This is a genomic window from Vibrio sp. T3Y01 (assembly GCF_013114525.1).
GTDB lineage: Bacteria > Pseudomonadota > Gammaproteobacteria > Enterobacterales > Vibrionaceae > Vibrio > Vibrio chagasii_B.
Map to the genome: position 1 here is coordinate 486,072 of NZ_VTXJ01000001.1, position 18,859 is coordinate 504,930.

Consider the following 18,859-nt stretch of genomic DNA (forward strand, 5'->3'; position numbering starts at 1 on the left):
AAAATAGAATCAATTTAAGGAAAGACCATGAAAAAGACACTAATTACTATCGCCCTAACAATCACCGCTTCAACAGCGTTTGCTGCAATGGATCATTCAGCTGGTGACCATTCAAATATGGACCATTCAGGTATGGATCACTCAATGATGAACAGCGGAGACATGGACCACTCGAAGATGAATCACAGCATGATGAAAGGTGGAAAGATGGATCATTCAATCATGATGAACATGGACGGTATGTCTGAAGTAGGCATGCCTGCGACGGGCGCAAAGCCGGATAAAGTGGTTCATGTGCTACTGAGTGACGATATGAAAATCACCTTTAAGAACAAAGTGAACATTGAGCCGAACGACGTGGTGCAGTTCGTTGTGATGAACACAGGAAAGGTCGATCACGAATTTTCGATTGGTTCTTCCGAGGAGCAGTTAGAGCATCGTGAAATGATGAAAAATATGGGTAATCATGCTCATGATTCTGGCAGTACAGTGACAGTAAAACCGGGCAAAGCGAAGCAGATGCTTTGGCATTTCCATGGAGACAATCACGTAGAATTTGCCTGTAATATTCCAGGGCATGCAGAAGCGGGTATGGTGAAAAGTGTAACGCTTTAGACGTTAATCATTAGCTCTTTGTTTAATTAGAAATTCAATCAGGGCTAAGAAATCAAAGATAAGTCTTAACTCATACTCATTCGTTAGCTAAGACTTATCTTTCTTGCTCATCACTGTAAAAGAATCGATGTTTCCAGTAGGTGTTGCGCCTCGCCACTTAGATGAGGGAGCTCTGACATGATTCTTTTCAGCTTGTCGTCGATAGACTCCACTTCACTCAAAGAACGAAACGCAAGAATAGCTTGCTCAGGCTCACTGCTCACATAACCTTTCAACGTATTAAGTTGAATTTTGTTCGCGTTTTCGACTTTGGACAGGGCGATATTGATTGTCTCAATATTGATAGTTAACTCATTGCTTTTAAACATTTTTATTATTTTATGGTTGTTTCCAGTTGAGCGCACATTAACACAACGAAGGATTTGAACATTGACCGAGATTATAAAACTAGAACAATTCTGAGAGACAGTAAGAGTAGTAAAGGGGAAACTAAAGATAATTTAAGTAGTTAGCGTACTACTTCAAAGTATGAAAATTATCTTTGAAGATTGAGTTTGATCTAAGGGGATAAACGATGAACTTGAGTTGGAGCGTGCAGCGGGAATCGAACCCGCATCATCAGCTTGGAAGGCTGAGGTAATAGCCATTATACGATGCACGCACACTGTCTTAAGAGTAAGACTGAAGCATTAAGAAGATTTGGAGCGTGCAGCGGGAATCGAACCCGCATCATCAGCTTGGAAGGCTGAGGTAATAGCCATTATACGATGCACGCACATCGTCTTAACGAGTTTGATAATGCCACATCTAACTGAAAACGAAACCTTTTTCTTCCATTTTTATTCTAAGTGCTCGCATAACCACCACTCCGCTAGTTTTTCAATCACGTCTGGTGTTTTGTGGTTGCATAAAGTGTGACTAAACTCTCGTTAAGCGCTCTGTGCTTAAATGTTATGACTACCGCTAGCTTTGGATGAATTTTAACCTTGCTTTATAAACCGCCGCATTGTTTGGTCTTTGTTCTGTATTTGACCTGAATTTTATGAATAATCTCGTTAACACACGCGGTTTTTTTGAGCAGACTTAACGGTCTGTTTATAACAATATGGATGCATAGATTTAACTTGTGAACAATTCTTATTATTCATAGGTTTAATCCTAAATGAGTAGAGTCATTCGTACTTTTGAGTGTTCGGAGAAAAAAGTGACGAATCTAGTTGATAAATCACGCAAAAACCTCGTCATTCCGTCTATCGTCTGGTACATTTGCCGCACATTTTGTTTCCCCTAAAATACCCATGCCTTCTCAGTACCGAATTAACAAAATTGTTGAAATTGGCGATACACTTCACCGCAGTGGTTGTGCTCCTTATAAGCTTGAAAAATACACACAATATTATGCGAAAAAGCATGGTGTAGACGTCATGATTCAGGCAACACCGACCGCGATTAATTATCAATTTCCAGACGATAACAATGCCGTTATTCTCAAACGTCTAAAGCCAGCTTCAATCAACCTGAGTTTGTTGGCAAATACCATTATTCGTATCAATCAACCAAGCAGTGAACCGGTCCCAGAGCCGGTTGGTTATTCTAAATGGATTACTGCACTGGCGAATATGGGGATTCCACCTGCCTATCTGATGTTGGTCGGCAGTACTTTGGAAGCGGTAGGCTTTTCTGCGTTACTTGGCTTGATGGTTTGGGTATGTCAGCAAGTTCTCCATTCACGCCGCGCGATTGCAGTTGAATTCATCTCTGCACTATTAACCGGTATTGCTGTGGCATTTTTGGCAAGCACAGGGCTACCGATCCCGGTCTGGGCGCTGTGTATTGCCTCGATCGTTTTGTTTGTCCCCGGGTTATCCATAGCCAACGCACTAGAGTGTTTGGCCTTTAACGATTTAGTCTCTGGTACCAGCTTGCTAGGGCAGAGTGCCTTAACACTGATAAAGCTGTTCGTTGGCATCATCATGGGGCTGAACATTGGTGAAGCAGTATGGGGGCAAGCGGTATCCATTGATTACACCAATGCCGTGCCGACTTGGATGCATATTTCCGGCTTGGTGCTGATTTCTGTTTCTATCGGTGTGATGTTTAATGCGCGCCCAACCGATATCCTGTTAGGCTTGCCAGTTGCGGTTCTAGGTATGTGGGGCCCATTCTATCTAGGTTTTGATAGTGGCTGGGTAGTTGGCACTTGGGTAACGACTGTATTGATCACGCTCTATGGAACTTGGATTGCGAAGAAGATGGATCTAACGGGTTCTATCTATATTGTTCAAGGAATCATTATCTTAGTTCCGGGTAGCCGTGTTCTAGTAAGTGCCAGTCAATCGGTATTTGAGCAGTCTATCTTACCGATCCCAAGTATCGGTTTATCGGCACTGTTTATGTTTTCGGCGATCGTCGCTGGTCAAATTACGGCGTATTCCATTTACTCGCCTAAAGTTGAACGTTAAGCCGTTTTACTTATCGGAACCTTCTAAACAAACACAGCTCACTGCTGTGTTTGTTCGTTTTGAAGCCGCTCTTTCTTATCACCAACTCATCTTGATGCAATTGATTCGATTTGTGCTCGCTAACCATGGCAAGAGTCATTAAGATGACACAAATTCCATTTAAATGAAGTAGTAACGTATGTCTTTACCTCCTTGCCCGCAATGTCAGTCTGAATATGTTTACCCAGACCAAAACAACTTAATCTGCCCTGAGTGCGCTTATGAGTGGAATCCAGAAGAAGAACGTTTGGAAAGAGAAGCTGCGCGAGTGAAAGACGTTAATGGCGTTGTGCTAGAGACTGGCGATAAAGTTACCTTCATCAAAGACCTAAAAGTCAAAGGCAGCTCTAGCGTACTAAAAATTGGTACCAAAGCTGTGATTCGCCGCATCAACGAAGGTAAAGACCATCAGTTAGATTGCAAACTGGATGGTGGCGGTGAAATGTTAGTAACCGCGAAGTACGTGAAAAAACAGTAATCTATGTTTTGTGCGATTGTCGTAAATGTTCAATGCTTCACTTAGCTTTCTCGGCATACTCTCTAGAAGATGAATAACACTAGGTACAGAGTAATGATTAGAGAATACAGAGCAGCCGACACTGATACCGTTTTAGATATTTGGCTTGAGGCTTCCATTAAGGCGCATGATTTTATAGCGCCTGAGTTTTGGAAGTCACAAGTGTGCAATATGCGTAATATCTACCTTCCCGCATCACAAACCTATGTTTATCTGAACGGTGGCCAAGTTCGTGGTTTTTATTCGCTCCATGAGGAGGTATTAGCTGCGATCTTTGTGAGCCCAACAGAGCAGGGGTGTGGTATCGGAAAACAACTCATGACCCATGCCAAGCTGCAGTGCCCGAATCTGTCTTTGAGTGTGTACAAAGAGAATCAAGCAAGTATTGGATTTTACCTTTCCCAAGGCTTTGAAATTGTTCGCGAACGAACTGATGAACATACAGGACATCAAGAATACTTCATGCGTTTAGCTTAGCCTCAGCGTACAGTCAGACAAGCATTAAGTAGGAGTGAAAACGACATGGATATAGTTAAAGCCGATTTATCGCATTCAACAGCCTTTCATCATTATGTGAATGCTTGTGCTGAAGATGGGCTTGATATCTACACTGGTATTTCTGATAGCAGTGACGCTTATTTAAAAAGGCGTATTGCTTATTCTAAAGGTGAAGGCTTGCCAGAAGGTTGGACTCCAGCCTCTACCTATTTTTGTATCGACTGTGCCGAGATCCTTGGTGTGATTCGAGTTCGTCATGGAACGACTGATTACATCTATGACGTCATCGGACACATAGGTTATGAAACTTTGCCCCAAGCTAGAGGGCGAGGTGTTGCTAGCTATATGTTGTCTTGGATACAACATCATGCGCTAACAGAAAGCGCTATCATTACTTGTGAAAGTGGCAATATTGCTTCGAAAAAAGTGATTGAGAAGTGTGGTGGTCGGTTCTTGAGTACGTTTTATTCAGAGCAAGACAAACACGAAGTATTGCGATATCAACTAGACCCTAAATAAACCTGATTTAAGCAAGACGCCCTAGTGACTTTTGGAGATATTTTGAAGTATTCAACAAGGCCCGCTCAGTCATCAGATTATGAATTTCTGTTCGAGCTTAAAAAGGCCGCGGAGTTCGAACCGATCAAAGCCGTATTTGGTTGGGATGAACAAGTCCAGCGAGATATACACGCCGAAGAGTGGGAAGAAGAAAGGCCTGAGATTATTGAACTTCAAGGCAAAGCCATTGGCAGTGTGTTGCTGCAAGACAAAGGTGAGCACTTCTACTTTTGTCGATTTTTCTTGCTGCCTGAATATCATGGCAAGGGGATTGGAAGCCAAGTTTTGACTGATTGCTTAACTCACGCTTCAAAGCTTAATAAGCCAGTAGAGCTGTGTTATCTCCAAGGTAACCGTGTTGGGGAGTTATATCTCCGATTTGGTTTTGAAATCACCTCGCAAAACGATCAGTTTGTGTATATGTGGCGCAAATAGACACCCATTCAAAATGATCACACCGTGTCTTTAACTTGATAGGCTCCTGACACCCATCTAACGTAAAAGCTTGTAAAGCTCCCTATGCTTGATGACTAAGCGATTACACTTAGAACAGATTGAGCGTAAGGGAGTGTGCAATGAACTATTACCCAACTTCAAAAATCTTGGATGAACAGAGGTTTGGTTTTGGGCCTAGATTGGGACAGAAAACCTATTATTCCCCTTTAGAACAGTTGGATAAAAAGCCATTAGTTCATCAGTCCATTCAAGCTTTACCCACAACCGAATCTATTCTCATAACTATTGGTGAAAATCGTGAACAGCGAAAGAAAGCCAAGGATGATGAGCAAAAGATGCAAGCAATGAAGAGAGAGGCACAGTCGTTTCTTCGAACTCATTATCGACAACAATCTCAAGCTCGCCACCTGCAAAGCGTTGAAACGCCATATGGTTTCCAAGAACGCATCATTCAGTTTTGGAGCAATCACTTTGCCATTTCGGTCGATAATCGAAAATTGATGCCCTTAGCCGCAAGCATTGAAAACGATATGGTTCGCAAGCATTGGAATGGCAACTTTGGCGACATGTTGATGGCATCTTCAAAGCATCCAGCCATGCTTTTGTATCTTGATAATCAACTCTCCATTGGACCTAACTCAAAAGTTGGTAAGCGCCTTGATAAGGGGCTCAATGAAAACCTCGCTCGTGAAATTCTAGAGCTTCATACTCTTGGTGTTGATGGCTCCTATACCCAACAGGATGTGATTGCCTTGGCAAAAGCGATTTCGGGGTGGGGTATTAAATTCCAATCCCCAAATGCTGGTTTTCGATTCGCCAATAACCTGCATGAGCCAGGCCGCATACCTTACTTGGAAAATCCTACTCCCAGTCAGGTGTCTTGCAAGGGGAGTCGTGTTTACAAGCCCTAGCTACCCACCAAGACACAGCCAAACATTTGGTTGATAAGCTTTGCCTGCATTTTATTGGTGACACACCTAAAGCTCTCTCAAAACAGATGGTTGCTGCATACTTAAAAGGTAATGGTGACTTGCTGCCTGTTTACCGCTTGTTACTGAGCAGCGAGCAGGCGAGTGAGCCTAATCCTAATCGATTTAGACCTCCGAAAGAGTGGCTATTTGCCGTCCTTCGTAGTGCCGATATTTCTTAAACCAACGACTGACATGCGAGGCGTAATTAAAGGTGTGCTTGGCGAGCACCTATCTATAAATACGAAGCAGTTAAACACCATCTTCCCTGATAGTGAAATGGTAAAGCCACTTCAAATGATATGAAGTGGCTTTGAATTTTAGATTGTGGTCTTAGGGGCACAGTTTTGCATGTGGTTTAAGACTTAGCCGCCAATAATGCCCCGAATGTTAAAAGGCCAAATCCACACGCTTGATTGAGCCTTTTCTTGGCTTTCAACAAGTGTTTTTGGAGCGTATTTGAAGTAAATAACACTGCAACAATTCCAAACCACAAGCCGTGAAGGACAATCATGTAAAGCCCGTAACCGAGTGCGATATGTTGGTTTTCAGCGTCAGGTGAAATGACCTGACTGAAGATGCTCAAGAAGAACAACATGGTTTTAGGGTTGAGTACGTTACACAAAAAGCCTTGGGCTAAATAACGCCAAACACTGATGCTCTGCGTCGTTCCTTCCATAGGGGCAAGTTTGTTGTCTGCGCTTATAATTCCTTTAATCCCTAAGTAAACAAGGTAAGCGGCACCTGCGTATCGAATGATGTCGAAAATCTGTTCATTCTGTGAGATTAAGTAACTAATACCTAGCATCGAATAGCTAATGTGAACGCAAATTGCTAGGCTAACCCCTAATGCTGTCCAAATACCGGCTTGTCTTCCTTGGTTGACGCTGTTCTTCAAAACCAAAACGAAATCAGCACCAGGACTTATAACAATTAATAGCCCTAACACCGCTAAGCTCAACCATTCCATAAATACTCCAATTCTCTTATTTGATGAGCGGCCATTGTATGGTTTTTATTTGCTACCTATAATCGAAATGAATTCCATTAACCTGTGAGAAATAATCACACATGAGGCATCTTAAAGCATTTCATGTTTTTCATGTCGCCGCGCATTCGATGAGTTACAGCGAAGCGGCAGAAAAGCTCAATATTACCCATGGTGCGGTGAGCAAACAGATCAAGGTTCTGGAAAATCACCTGGCTCATACTCTGTTTTATAAGCAGGGGCGTAATGTATGTTTGACCAAAGAGGGTGAGTTACTCAAGGGCTACACAGAGCAAGCGTTTCAGGCTTTGGATACAGGCGTAACAAAGCTTAACCAACTGAAAAACCATGCGCTCGAGGTGTCGTGTGAACCAACATTAACCATGCGTTGGTTGATGCCTCGTTTAGGCGACTTTTACGCTGAGTCAGGTATTGATGTTCGTTTGTCGACTGCTGGTGGGCCTGTGAACTTGAATGCGACAGGACTCGATATGGCGATTCGCCGAGATGACTTTAAATTAACCGAGCGTTACGAACAGATACCGCTAGTTGAAGAGTGGGTAGGCCCTGTGTGTTCCCCGGATTATTGGCATCAGGTAAAAGATAACTTAGATGATGTGAAATTACTGCATAGCAGTACACGGCCAGATGCTTGGAGTCGTTGGGGTGCTATCACTAAAGATAAAGTTAATGGTGGAGAGTGGTCTAATGCTCGAGCGAACCAAACATTTGCACACTTCTACTTTTGCTTTCAGGCGGCTGTCGATGGGTTAGGCATAGCGCTTGGGTCTTATCCACTTGTCGCCGACGATCTTGAAAGAGGTAACTTGATCGCGCCGTTTGGCTTCGTACCTTCTGGTCACCAGTACATATTGCTCACGCAAGATAGCAATCAGGATGAGTCAGGCAATTCATTCGTAGCTTGGTTGAAGAGCGAGTTATCGCAGTGTGTTCCAGTTATTAAAAACAAATAGATTCTTTACGTCAGAAGCTAATTCCCCCTTGATGCAGAGTGTTTCGCAAGCGCATGAGGTGGAACACCAAACGTTTTCTTAAATGCATTGGTGAAGTTAGAAGGGTGCTGATAACCCGCTTCATAGGCTGCTTCAGTGATTGATACCAAGCCTCGTTCTAAGTGTTGTCGCGCGATATCTAGGCGTCTGTGTCGGATATAGCCGTTGATGGTTAGATTGTAAGACTGCTTAAATCGACGCTGAAGGTTGGAGATACTCATCGAGAATTTGCTCGCAATACTTTCTAGGCTGAGCGGTTGATCTAGGTTTATCTCAATGTAGCTGATGATGTCTTCAATCTTGGCATCGAACCCTTTTTCAGCCGAAACTTGGTTATCGTTTTGGGCAAAATCAACGTGCTGATCCGTACCGTTAGGACGAGTGTTATTGTCCTCAGAGGTACACTTTTGGCAACATTGAATCGGCATTTGCGACAGGGTTTGAGCAAGTAACTGCTGGGTTAACGTCTCTACGACAAGCTTGTCTTGGAAGTTGGCAGGTGTCGCTTGGCTAGTGAGTGTATTGGCGAGTTGAATGATGTCAGCGTTGAACTGCACATCGTAAAAGGCCTTATGCGAATCTAAGAATGATTTACTTGAACAGTGGTCACTTAAACGTGGTGCTACCCATTGTGGCTTAACCAAGATGTTGATCTTATTCATCTTGTTCTCTTGAATTAACGAGCGTCTAAAGTTGGCTGGTTTGACCAAGTTCACTACCACGCCTTGTGGTCCATTGCTGGCATCGAGGTCGAACTCTAAATCGTCGTAGCCAAAGATCAGCTTTCCTTCGAGAAGAATCGTAATCAAAATAGCGGAGTGGGCTGTAGATACGATATTACTGTCGACCAATTCAATACAGCGGCCACCATGCACAAAAATCTGATCATTGTATTGGTAAGAAAGAAATTTCCCCTCAGCGAGTGAAGTCTGCTTAGTTTGACCTTGTGTCACGATGATCTGCTTTTCAGTCTGTTCTAACTTTTTAGTGAGAGCGACCTTCTTGGTTAATGTAGACTTTTTGGCTATCACATTCGCTTTCGCCACAGTCGTTTCGGCAAGTTTAGTTTGCTCTGACGTTACTTCACCCATTTGACCTTTCCTCATAACAGCTGTGCGTTTTCGCATAAGCAAATCATCTGTGCATTTATAAATTACAACTCTATCATGTTTGCGAATTATTATCATTTACATCTAGGATTGAATTTATGGAAAGCCCAGTCAGCTCAACAATCAAGCTTTCAGCCCTCTGTATTGCAATAGCCAGTGCGTATAGTAGCCCTGTGATAGCAGAAGAGAACACATCGCACTTTGACGAAGTGGTGGTGTGGGGAACGAAGGTATCTAGTAACACAGAATCGATCATTGACGATGATATGTCACTCAAACAAGCTGACCATATGTCGGATCTACTGCGTGAGATTCCGGGAGTTGATGTTGGGGGAACGCACTCGGTGAACCAAAGAATCACGATTCGTGGCTTGAGCGAAACGGATCTCGATATTCGACTTGATGGAGCATCTCAGCACGCCAACATGTTTCACCACATTGGCAACCTCACGCTTAACCCAGATATTTTGAAATCGGCCGATATTCAAGTAGGTAACAACTCAGTCACGCAAAATGGACTCGGTGGTTCTGTGTTGTTTGAAACTAAAGATGCAAAAGACCTGCTTCGTTACGACGAGAGATTCGGAGCTCGTGTTTATGGAGGCTATGCCACTAACGCAAGTCAGCAAGGCTCTTTAACTGTGTATGGCTTACTATCGGATAACGTTGATGCCATGCTCTACAGCCACTACATGAGCCGTGACGATTTTAAGGATGGCGATGGCAATGAAACCTTTGGTTCAGAAGGGGATGTATACAATATTCTAGGTAAGATTGGTTTTGAACCGAGCGACTTGCACCGTTTTGAACTCGCTTATGATCTCTACCGCGATAGCGGCGATTACAGTCCGCGCCCGGATATGTCGGGTGGCGCGAATGAAGGCCTGTCTAACGATATTCTGATCCCAACCGATTACGACCGTGACACCGTCACTGCAAGCTATGAGCTTCGTGGCGATACTCACCAAGGGGACGTGACGCTTTACAACACTCAAACTGAAATTAAGCGCGATGAAAGTGTCATGGCACCACGCTGGCCGTCGAATCGCTTGTCTAACAACACGGCGAAGAACCAAAACTTTGGCTTGAATGCTAAGTTCCAATCGGACTATCGCTTGATGTCGTTTGATAATGTTGCGACCTACGGTTTTGATTACATGGACAAGTCATCAAGCAGTTATTACGGCAGCAGTAAGTTTATGGATGAGTCGGCCATTTCTACCGCGCTTTTTGTTGAAGACCAGTTCTACTTTACTCAAGCCTTCTCGATCACAGCGGGTATTCGCTTTGATGATTATCAGCGTAAAGCAGAGACAGGAAATGACGATTTCGATGACGTAACTTGGTCTCTAGCGACGCAATGGGACGTTACACAAGATTGGACGCTGTTTGCGAGCACACGTTCGTTATTTAAAGGCCCAGAGTTGATGGAGACCTTTATTGCGTATCAAGATGCTGCGTACTTAGCGGATGATATCAAAGCTGAAACAGGGCAGAACACACAAGGTGGCGTGCGTTTCGACAAGCGTATTGATGATCACTTTGTTGGCGCGAACCTAACTGTATTCCAAACCAATATTGATGATTACATTGCCGAAGAGTACCAGCGTGCTAGCCAAAGTTACTTGATTTACAACTTAGGCGACGTGGAGATCAAAGGCTTTGAAGCAAGCTTGTCTTACGGCTACGAGATGTTTAACAGTAAACTTTCTTATGCACGTTCAGATACTAAAAACAAAGACACAGGCGGCGCTGTCGCAGGTGGAAATGGTCGTAGTATTGATATGGGCGATAGCATCACTTTAACACTGGACTATCAATCTGAAGCGTTGGAAACGATTTTTGGTTGGAATTCGATGTTTGTTAAGGATGAAGACAACGTATTTGATGGTCAGCCAATCAAAGAAGGTTACGACGTGCATAACCTTTACGCACAATGGGTGCCATCTACCGTGGACGGATTGTCTGTCACCTTTGGTATCGACAACGTGTTTGACGAGCAATATACCTCACACGCATCTCGTTCAGGTACGGCGAGGGGCTTTACCCTCGATGACTATGAACCTGGTCGTAACTACAAGCTTTCTGCCGCGTATCAGTTCTAGGAATGAGGAACGAAATAGGTTCAGTCAGAGTGACAAACCAGCGGTCGTAGGGAGCCGCGAAGTTTATAATCTGAAGCTGAAGCTATCCGTTTAAGCCATTCGTTGAAGTGAATAGTGAAAACTAAAGCGCCTCTCGAGCAAGGAATCGAGAGGCGCTTTAGTTTTTGATTGCCAGAACGGTTACTCAGGCTCCAAAACACTACTCAATGGGCAGGGATAACACACCACCATTTAGCTCGACTTGCTTAAGCCATTCTTTTGGAATCGCACCGTCTTCTTCGTAGAAACAAGCCGCTAATACTGCGCCAATCACTATTGCCCGCCCACAGCTGTCACCGCCACATAAGATGTTGTCGCGAATACCTTGCTTAAAGCTCTGAGCGCCAGCAATGATGCGAATCAGCAAGGGGAATGCGGCACTCAATTCACAATGCAATCCAAATATCTTTGCCGCGTCAGTTATTGAAAGCTCAGGCTCTGCGAGGGCTTCATCGATTTGATCGTGTATAAACCTGCTGCAGGTCTGTCTTACCATTTCTACGGATTGTAATGGCGAATTACCTTGTATCGCAGCTTGAATCAGTAGGGTGATGGCTTGTGCCCATTCTACTGCTTTATCGTTGTTATTAGTGACTCGAACCGCGCTTTCAACCATTGCTGGTAAGGTGTGAGACGTATAGGTACAAGCCACTAAAGGGATGATTTTTGAAATTGCAGGCAATTGCGTGTCGTCAGCGCCACACGAAGTAATAGGGGCGTTTGCTAATTCTAATTGATGGATGTTCAGCAAGCTCATGCGCGTCGCTTTATCTATGTAACCTTGCCAACTGCCGCCGAAATCAAACCAGAAGCGGAAATGTTTGATGTAACTTGCTTCATCGTAGTGTTGATTGTCGACTAGGCTATCGACCATTGCTAATAGTTGAGCACCGTATTGCGATTGGTCGCCTGCGGATTTTCCTTGGTGAGCAAAATAACCTTTATCTTGATAATCGGATTCGTTTGGCGAACGAAACTCAGGCTCGAAACCCGCTACCTGTATGATCCTCTCTTGATCATATAACCAATGCAGCCCCATAGAGGCAGCGTCCCCAACTAATGCGCCGACAACGGCATAAAATGCTCTTTCTTTATGATTATCCATGTTGGTTTGACCTTTGAGAGAATCCGATGGGATTTAGTATTCAAAGTATAGTGTTTAAATGAAGGGTTTGCTGTGCTTTAGAAGAGAGTTTTGAAACGATTAATCCTGATTGGTCAATGAGTTAAACCAATCAGGAAAAGCTGATGAATATTATAGGCTAAGGGCAAGCAGAGGTTACTGAAGTGCCACAGAAGCAACCGAATGACTAGTGCAAATTAGCGGTTGAGATAAGCACTTGAACGGTGCTCTATGGTTCTGAAAATGCGCGAGAGAGTGAAGCATAACGCGAAGTAAACCGCGCCGACAATCAGCCAGATCTCAAAGATCAAACCGGATGAGTTGGCCATCTCGGTGCCAACGAAGGTCATTTCTTGAATCGAAATCAGAGAGACAATCGATGTATCTTTTACCAACGAAATTGCTTGGCCAGCCAAAGGTGGGGTAATCGCGGTTAATACCTGCGGACCAACCACATATCGATATTTTGAGAAGACGGACAAACCAAGTGAGTCCGCAGCTTCCCATTGCCCTTTCGGAATGCTTTCCAAGCCAGCGCGAATCACTTCAGCGATATACGCCGAAGAGAGCAAACCAATACAGATAACGCCAGAAGCTAAGTTTTCCCAAAGGTTGGCAGGGCCAAATAGAAAAGCTTGCAGTTGGTTGATGTCGCCATTGTGTTCACGCAAAAGGGTTTCTAAACCAAGTAAAGGAATCAGTTGGTTAGAGACAAAAAAGTAAAAGATAAACACAAAAACCAGTGGTGGAATATTTCGAACCAATTGGATGAAAAGCAGCGCCGGTGTTTTGAATAAAGCGATCTTAGAGTGTCTTGCTACTCCTAACAGTGTGCCGAAAGAGAGCGCTAACACCATGCTCCATAAGCTCAAACGCAATGTTGCGACCAAGCCTTGGAAGAAATATGGAATACTGCCTTGAGAAGGTGGAATAAAGATTAACGTGAACGCGTCTTCCCATCGCCACTGATAGTTAATGCCGACAGCAGAGCGATAATAAAGCCAACCTGCGAACGCACAAATGATGGCAAACAACACTCCATCTAATAGATTGAGGCGTTGATACCAAGGCTTGGTGTGAAGGTTGGGCTTGGGCGTTGATAATGCGCTAGTACTACTCACGTCATTCCTGTTTAAACAATGATAATTAATATGCTGTGAGAGTGGCTATGAGTTTATAGCTATCTCGGGTGTTTCTTAAAAGGCAGTACCAGCAAGGTACTGCCTTGATTGGTTATTTAGCGTCTAATTAGCTATCGATTACTGACCTTGAGCAATCTGGTCTTGCCAATCTAGAGTAGAGAACCAGTACTCGTAACGCTCTTTCAACCAACCGTCTTCAGTACGAGCTTTGATCCACTCGTTGAAGAACTCAGCTTTGTCCGTTTCACCTAGGCGAACAGCAAATGCCTCGTTACCTTTTGATAGACGTTCATCAAATGGAATGAATAGCGTGTCAGCGTTCTTGATCGCTTCGTGCTCTGGCTTAGGGCTTGAAGCGATAACCGCGTGTGCATTGCCGTTTAGTACTTCTTGGAAAGCTTGAGCGTCGTCATCGAACTGAAGTACTTTCGCTTTCGGGAAGGTTTCACGAGCCACTTGAACTGTGAAGGCACCACGACGAGCTGCAATTTTCACTCGGCGAGAGTCGAAATCAGAAATCTTGCTGAAGCCTTCTGCTAGCTCTTTGTTAGCCGCCAGTTGAACACCAGAGTGAGAGTATGGTTCAGTAAAAAGAACACTCTTAGCGCGCGCTTCAGTAATCGACATACCGCCAATGATTACGTCAAACTTATTCGATAACAGTGAAGGGATAATGCCATCCCATGCTGTCGGTACAAATTCAACTTTCCAGCCTGAATCTTCAGCAAGGCGTTTTGCCACATCGATTTCAAAGCCGACAAGGTCGCCTTGTTTGTTACGCATTGCCCAAGGAACAAAAGTCGACATGCCAACACGTAGGGAACCACGATCGTTGATTTTGTCTAAGTTAGGCGTTTCAGACGCAAGTGCAGGCAAACTTACGGCAAGCGCAAGTAAAGCAGTGATAGCGGTTTTAAATAGCTTCATGCTGATAAATCCTTATTGTGTTCGCCAGTTGGCTCCGAGCTTATGCTCAAGCCAAGCTGCAACGGCAGAAAGTGAAAGTGTAAGTGCAAGATAAATGATCGCCACAGAGAACCAGATCTCAAATGGCATCGCAGTTTCAGAAACAATGTTTCTGGCCTCGGTTGTCAGGTCGAAAATAGCCATGACACTCACAATCGAAGAGTTTTTGATAAGGGAGATCACTTCGTTGGTAAGAGGTGGTAGCGTACGTTGCACCACTTGAGGAAGAATCACATCCCAATAAGTATAGGCCTTTGATAAGCCCAAAGATTGAGCAGCTTCAAATTGTCCTTTAGAAATACTATTTAACCCAGCACGAAATATCTCAGCGGTGTATGCCCCTTGAAAAAGTGCCAAAGCTAAAACAGCTGTGCTAAAGCGATCCAGACCGATTACAGGGCCGAATACAAAATAGAGCAGGTAAATTTGTACCAACAATGGTGTATTACGAATCAATTCCACATAGCTGGTGGCTAGCGTGCGACCAACGACTGAATTGGAGTTTCGCAATAGGGCTGTGGTTAAGCCAATCACCAGTGTTGCAACTAAAGAAATCAGAGAGATATTGATGGTAACGAGTAGTCCTTCCATCAATTCTGCAGGCCACCATTCACCATCTTCATAGAAAGCGATGTAGTCAGGTACTCGATCCCATTGCCAGCTGTATCCCATCGCCTGAGCACCTGAGTCGAGGATCCAAACAATGGCTGCCGCAAGTACCACAATTTGTACCAAGGCAGAGAGGGCGGGTTTAACTATTTTGAGCAGCATCAGTAAGTCAGAATCTGATTTAGGAACGCTTGAGTACGTTCGTGTTGAGGATTTTCGAACAGACTCTGTGGTGTATTTGATTCCACGATCTGTCCTTCGTCCATAAAGATGACTCGGTCGGCAACGCGTTTTGCAAAGCCCATTTCGTGTGTCACGCACACCATGGTAATGCCTTCACTTGCCAGTTCGACCATTACATCCAGTACTTCATTGATCATTTCCGGATCAAGGGCAGATGTCGGTTCATCAAATAGTAGTAGTTCTGGCTTCATACAAAGAGAGCGCGCAATTGCTACACGTTGTTGTTGGCCGCCTGAAAGCTGAGCCGGGTACTTATTCGCTTGCTCTGCGATGTGTACACACTCGAGATAATGCATGGCGGTTTTCTCTGCTTCTTCTTTGCTTTTTTTGAGCGTACGAATAGGAGACAGAGTCAGGTTTTCGAGCACAGTAAGATGGGGGAATAAATGGAAGTGCTGAAACACCATTCCAACTTGGCCTGGTGTGTTGAACTTGCAGGGAAGTGACTGTTCTAACACGGAAAGTTCGCCACTTTCGAACGGTTCTAGCTGATTGATACAGCGGATAAGAGTGGATTTACCCGAACCAGATGGTCCGCAAATCACCACAATCTCTCCCTGTTCAATATTAAGATCGATATCCTTTAGGGCATGAAAATCACCATACCACTTGTTAAGTGACTTAAACTTAACCATTTCCTTAAGATTGTTCAAATCGTTGTTCATACCTAGTAAAGAGACAGGTTTACCTTAACAATATAGAAATGTGATTGCACATAAAATTAGGAACTTATGAGAATTTAATAGCATCTTGTAGGGCAAATAAAAAGCAGCGCCGGATTAGGACGCTGCTTGAGGGTATACGCAAGGTCAAAGAATTTGGTTCAGTTTCGCTGAATAAATTTTTAAATTATCGCGATTTTATTTAAAAATTTGATTTCTTTGCTTTAATTTTAACCATTAATGGATTGCAGACTCTAGAATCTCGCGAGTTTTCTCTAGCGTGATCGCTTGGTTCTCACCAAGTTGTAGGTAGCCGTGTGATTCTAGCTGTGCAACCACATTGTCGATAGCCGTTTCTTTATTCGCCTCGTAGCCATCAAACATGGTTGCTACGTCAAGGCTGTGATAGAAGGCTTCGATAGCGTCGATAGTGCGCTCTGCTAAATCTGCGCCCGCTTCTAGGCCAAATACGTTACGCCCCATCTGCTCTAGCTTAGTGCGTTTCGCTTCAATCTGGTTACGAAGTAGTGAAGGTTGAACAATGGCTAGAGAACGTGCGTGGTCGACATGCCACAATGCCGTGAACTCATGTCCAATCATGTGCGTTGCCCAGTCTTGAGGAACTCCAGTACCGATAAGGCCGTTTAGCGCTTGGTTGGCTGTCCACATTAGGTTTGCACGCCATGCGTCGTTATCACGCTCGTCGTATTGTTTACCCAGTACAAGAAGGTTTTTCAGCAATGTTTCTGCGTAGCCGTCTTGAACCATCGCGTTAGCAGGCATAGTGATGTATTGCTCACAAACGTGAACCCAAGCATCAACCAGACCATTCACCAACTGGCGCTCTGGTAGAGACTTCATTACATCTGGGTCCATAACGGCAAACTTAGGTTGGACCGCAGGGTTAAGGAAAGCCAGCTTCTCTTGAGTCGCTTTACGAGTGATTACTGCGCCCATGTTTGATTCAGAACCTGTGGCAGGAAGCGTCAGTACCGCACCGATTGGCGTTGCTTCGGTGACTTGGTGCTTGCCTGTTAGGATGTCCCAACCGTCACCGTCGTATTTCGCTGCTGCTGCAACGTATTTCGAACCATCGATTACTGAACCACCGCCAACAGCGATAATGAATTCTACGTTTTCTTCTTTAACGATAGCGACTGCTTTGTCTAATGTTTCTTTGGTTGGGTTTGCTTCAACACCAGAAAACTCAATCCAAGCGTGATCTTTAAGAGCTGCGACTACTTGGTCGTAAACACCGTTGCTTTTGATTGAACCGCCACCGTAGATGACAAGCGCTTTCTTTGAAGTATCAACGGCTTGGCTGATAGCGTTGATTTGACCTTGGCCGAAGTGGATAACAGTAGGGTTAACATAGGTAAATTGCATCGTCAGTTCCTTGTGTAAAGCTAAAATTTTTATTTTGTTGTAGTGCTCAATTTCTATATTTGCATATTAGTACACGGAATTAGGGTGGTGAAGGTCAATTTCTCCAAACTAATTGCCTATTTCTACATAATTGATATTCTCTTTGGGCTTTTGTGCAAACCAACATCACTCTTTGAATGGAACATCGCCTGTTATGAATACACTCGCTCAGTTACTGCAATCTTACGTTGAACTCAAAGGTTGGGATGACCTTGAAGGGATCAGACAAACAGAGATTGAGGGTGTGTGGTTGTATCGCAGTAGTGGTGGGAATCAGCGCCAACCATTCACTTATCAGTCAGGTATCATCATGCTTGGACAGGGTAAAAAGAATATCTACATAGGCGACAGGCCCGTGACTTACGCGGCTGGTGATTACCTTGTGGTGGGGGTGCCAATGCCACTGGAATGTGAAGCGTTACCGGTTGATGGTGAGCCGTTATTGGGTTTGTCGATCAACATAGATTCTCAGCGTTTACATAGCTTAGTGAAAAAGCTCGAAGAGCAAGGTTTTCTGGAGAGTTACTGTAACAAGCACAAACAGAATTCGAGTGGCTTAGAGTCCACTCGAATGGAAACGGCGATGCTAGAGAGTTTTACAAGGTTGGCAAAGACACTGCATTGCGATATTGAAGCCAACATTCTGGGCGATGCAATGGTGACGGAGATTGTTTATCGCGCTTTAACTGGCTCTGAGGGCCGCGTACTCTTTGATTTAGCCCATCATGATGGCCATTACGCACGCGTCGCCAAAGCATTGTCTAAAGTGCATGAAGAGTATGACCAAACCATTACTGTTCAATCGTTAGCCGATGAAGCGAATATGAGTGTGTCTGCTTTCCATAATGCTTTCCGTAACGTCACCTTCGAATCACCACTCCAATATTTGAAGAAGGTAAGGCTCAACAAAGCCAAAGAGCTGATCCAGTTAGAAGGCCTACGAATCAACGATGCCGCGCGCCGAGTTGGCTATTCCAGTCCATCTCAATTCAGCAGAGAATTTAAGCGTCATTTCAATACTACTCCACGAGCGGTGTAGTCTTTCTTCCTCGCAATCTATGTTCTGAAACAGGTGATATTTTTATTAAACATATTATTAACGTAACTATATAAAACAAGCTATTTAAAATAATTAGTTAGATAGCCTAAAAGTTTATGCATGGAAATAAGGCGTTAACTTATAAAACTCATCGGTGAGGGTATTTTAGTGTGAACAAGCTAACAAACACGAACTAAATTTAATAACTTACCCATTATATTATGTGGGAAAGTATTCAATATTGTTGGATATACTTAAAAATAGAGAGAGATGAGTAGTCCTC

The 18,859-nt window shown here is 43.9% G+C and carries 18 protein-coding genes, 2 tRNA genes and 2 pseudogenes; 11 read left to right on the forward strand and 11 right to left on the reverse strand.

What is annotated here, in order from left to right; genetic code table 11:
• Window positions 1-27: 27 nt before the first annotated feature.
• The gene (locus tag F0232_RS02020; RefSeq protein ID WP_105058299.1) at window positions 28-615 is read left to right on the forward strand and encodes a cupredoxin family protein; all 588 of its coding nucleotides are present in this window, start codon (window positions 28-30) and stop codon (window positions 613-615) included.
• 110 nt (window positions 616-725) lie between these two features.
• Here F0232_RS02020 and F0232_RS02025 read toward each other — a convergent pair whose 3' ends face one another.
• From F0232_RS02025 to F0232_RS02035, 3 genes are all read right to left on the reverse strand, one after another.
• Window positions 726-983: a hypothetical protein gene (locus F0232_RS02025; protein WP_102422966.1), complete on the reverse strand. Its 258-nt coding sequence runs from the start codon at window positions 981-983 to the stop codon at window positions 726-728.
• A gap of 218 nt (window positions 984-1,201) precedes the next feature.
• Window positions 1,202-1,276, reverse strand: a tRNA-Gly gene (locus F0232_RS02030).
• A 39-nt stretch (window positions 1,277-1,315) separates the two neighbouring features.
• A tRNA-Gly gene (locus F0232_RS02035) sits at window positions 1,316-1,390 on the reverse strand.
• A 523-nt stretch (window positions 1,391-1,913) separates the two neighbouring features.
• Between F0232_RS02035 and F0232_RS02040 the strand changes: the two genes are divergently transcribed.
• The 7 genes and pseudogenes from F0232_RS02040 to F0232_RS25230 form a co-directional block, all read left to right on the forward strand.
• Window positions 1,914-3,077 carry a threonine/serine exporter family protein gene (locus tag F0232_RS02040; protein WP_105058298.1) on the forward strand — a complete coding sequence of 388 codons (1,164 nt, stop codon included), beginning with the start codon at window positions 1,914-1,916 and terminating at the stop codon, window positions 3,075-3,077.
• Window positions 3,078-3,255: 178 nt separating this feature from the next.
• The gene (locus tag F0232_RS02045; protein ID WP_008216181.1) at window positions 3,256-3,594 is read left to right on the forward strand and encodes a zinc ribbon domain-containing protein YjdM; all 339 of its coding nucleotides are present in this window, start codon (window positions 3,256-3,258) and stop codon (window positions 3,592-3,594) included.
• A 93-nt stretch (window positions 3,595-3,687) separates the two neighbouring features.
• Window positions 3,688-4,110: an N-acetyltransferase gene (locus F0232_RS02050; protein ID WP_105058297.1), complete on the forward strand. Its 423-nt coding sequence runs from the start codon at window positions 3,688-3,690 to the stop codon at window positions 4,108-4,110.
• Between the two features lie 45 nt (window positions 4,111-4,155).
• Window positions 4,156-4,650 (forward strand): GNAT family N-acetyltransferase, encoded by a 495-nt coding sequence (locus F0232_RS02055; RefSeq protein ID WP_105058296.1) that lies wholly within the window; start codon window positions 4,156-4,158, stop codon window positions 4,648-4,650.
• Between the two features lie 42 nt (window positions 4,651-4,692).
• Complete coding sequence (locus F0232_RS02060) at window positions 4,693-5,124, forward strand: GNAT family N-acetyltransferase (RefSeq protein ID WP_105058295.1); 432 nt, start codon at window positions 4,693-4,695, stop codon at window positions 5,122-5,124.
• A 140-nt stretch (window positions 5,125-5,264) separates the two neighbouring features.
• Window positions 5,265-6,295 (forward strand): annotated as a pseudogene (locus F0232_RS02065) (DUF1800 domain-containing protein).
• Window positions 6,291-6,419 (forward strand): annotated as a pseudogene (locus F0232_RS25230) (Tat pathway signal protein); the annotation flags it as partial. The pseudogenes F0232_RS02065 and F0232_RS25230, both read left to right, overlap by 5 nt.
• A gap of 52 nt (window positions 6,420-6,471) precedes the next feature.
• On the opposite strand, the gene F0232_RS02070 reads toward F0232_RS25230, so the two are convergent.
• A complete protein-coding gene (locus F0232_RS02070; RefSeq protein WP_105058294.1) occupies window positions 6,472-7,083 on the reverse strand; it encodes a LysE family translocator in 612 nt (203 codons plus the stop codon).
• 101 nt (window positions 7,084-7,184) lie between these two features.
• Here F0232_RS02070 and F0232_RS02075 point away from each other — a divergent pair, with 101 nt between their 5' ends.
• Window positions 7,185-8,075, forward strand: a complete 891-nt coding sequence (locus F0232_RS02075; protein ID WP_105058293.1) for a LysR family transcriptional regulator — start codon at window positions 7,185-7,187, stop codon at window positions 8,073-8,075.
• 17 nt (window positions 8,076-8,092) lie between these two features.
• Here F0232_RS02075 and F0232_RS02080 read toward each other — a convergent pair whose 3' ends face one another.
• Window positions 8,093-9,301 (reverse strand): AraC family transcriptional regulator, encoded by a 1,209-nt coding sequence (locus F0232_RS02080; protein ID WP_105058292.1) that lies wholly within the window; start codon window positions 9,299-9,301, stop codon window positions 8,093-8,095.
• Window positions 9,302-9,321: 20 nt separating this feature from the next.
• Between F0232_RS02080 and F0232_RS02085 the strand changes: the two genes are divergently transcribed.
• On the forward strand, window positions 9,322-11,328 hold the full coding sequence (locus tag F0232_RS02085) for a TonB-dependent siderophore receptor (RefSeq protein WP_105058291.1): 2,007 nt from the start codon (window positions 9,322-9,324) through the stop codon (window positions 11,326-11,328).
• Between the two features lie 199 nt (window positions 11,329-11,527).
• Here F0232_RS02085 and F0232_RS02090 read toward each other — a convergent pair whose 3' ends face one another.
• The 6 genes from F0232_RS02090 to F0232_RS02115 form a co-directional block, all read right to left on the reverse strand.
• Window positions 11,528-12,472 carry an ADP-ribosylglycohydrolase family protein gene (locus tag F0232_RS02090; protein ID WP_105058290.1) on the reverse strand — a complete coding sequence of 315 codons (945 nt, stop codon included), beginning with the start codon at window positions 12,470-12,472 and terminating at the stop codon, window positions 11,528-11,530.
• A gap of 215 nt (window positions 12,473-12,687) precedes the next feature.
• The gene (locus F0232_RS02095; protein WP_061030814.1) at window positions 12,688-13,611 is read right to left on the reverse strand and encodes an amino acid ABC transporter permease; all 924 of its coding nucleotides are present in this window, start codon (window positions 13,609-13,611) and stop codon (window positions 12,688-12,690) included.
• Between the two features lie 138 nt (window positions 13,612-13,749).
• Entirely contained in the window at window positions 13,750-14,559 is an 810-nt protein-coding gene (locus F0232_RS02100; RefSeq protein ID WP_061030815.1) for a transporter substrate-binding domain-containing protein, read from the reverse strand.
• A gap of 12 nt (window positions 14,560-14,571) precedes the next feature.
• The gene (locus F0232_RS02105; RefSeq protein WP_105058289.1) at window positions 14,572-15,369 is read right to left on the reverse strand and encodes an amino acid ABC transporter permease; all 798 of its coding nucleotides are present in this window, start codon (window positions 15,367-15,369) and stop codon (window positions 14,572-14,574) included.
• On the reverse strand, window positions 15,369-16,115 hold the full coding sequence (locus tag F0232_RS02110; RefSeq protein WP_032553986.1) for an amino acid ABC transporter ATP-binding protein: 747 nt from the start codon (window positions 16,113-16,115) through the stop codon (window positions 15,369-15,371). Before F0232_RS02110 ends, F0232_RS02105 begins: the two co-directional genes overlap by 1 nt.
• A 234-nt stretch (window positions 16,116-16,349) precedes the next feature.
• Window positions 16,350-17,498, reverse strand: coding sequence for an iron-containing alcohol dehydrogenase (locus F0232_RS02115; protein ID WP_105058288.1), 1,149 nt, complete (start codon window positions 17,496-17,498; stop codon window positions 16,350-16,352).
• A 193-nt stretch (window positions 17,499-17,691) separates the two neighbouring features.
• On the opposite strand from F0232_RS02115, the gene F0232_RS02120 reads away from it, so the two are divergent.
• Window positions 17,692-18,576 (forward strand): AraC family transcriptional regulator, encoded by an 885-nt coding sequence (locus F0232_RS02120; protein ID WP_105058287.1) that lies wholly within the window; start codon window positions 17,692-17,694, stop codon window positions 18,574-18,576.
• The last annotated feature ends 283 nt before the right edge of the window (window positions 18,577-18,859 follow it).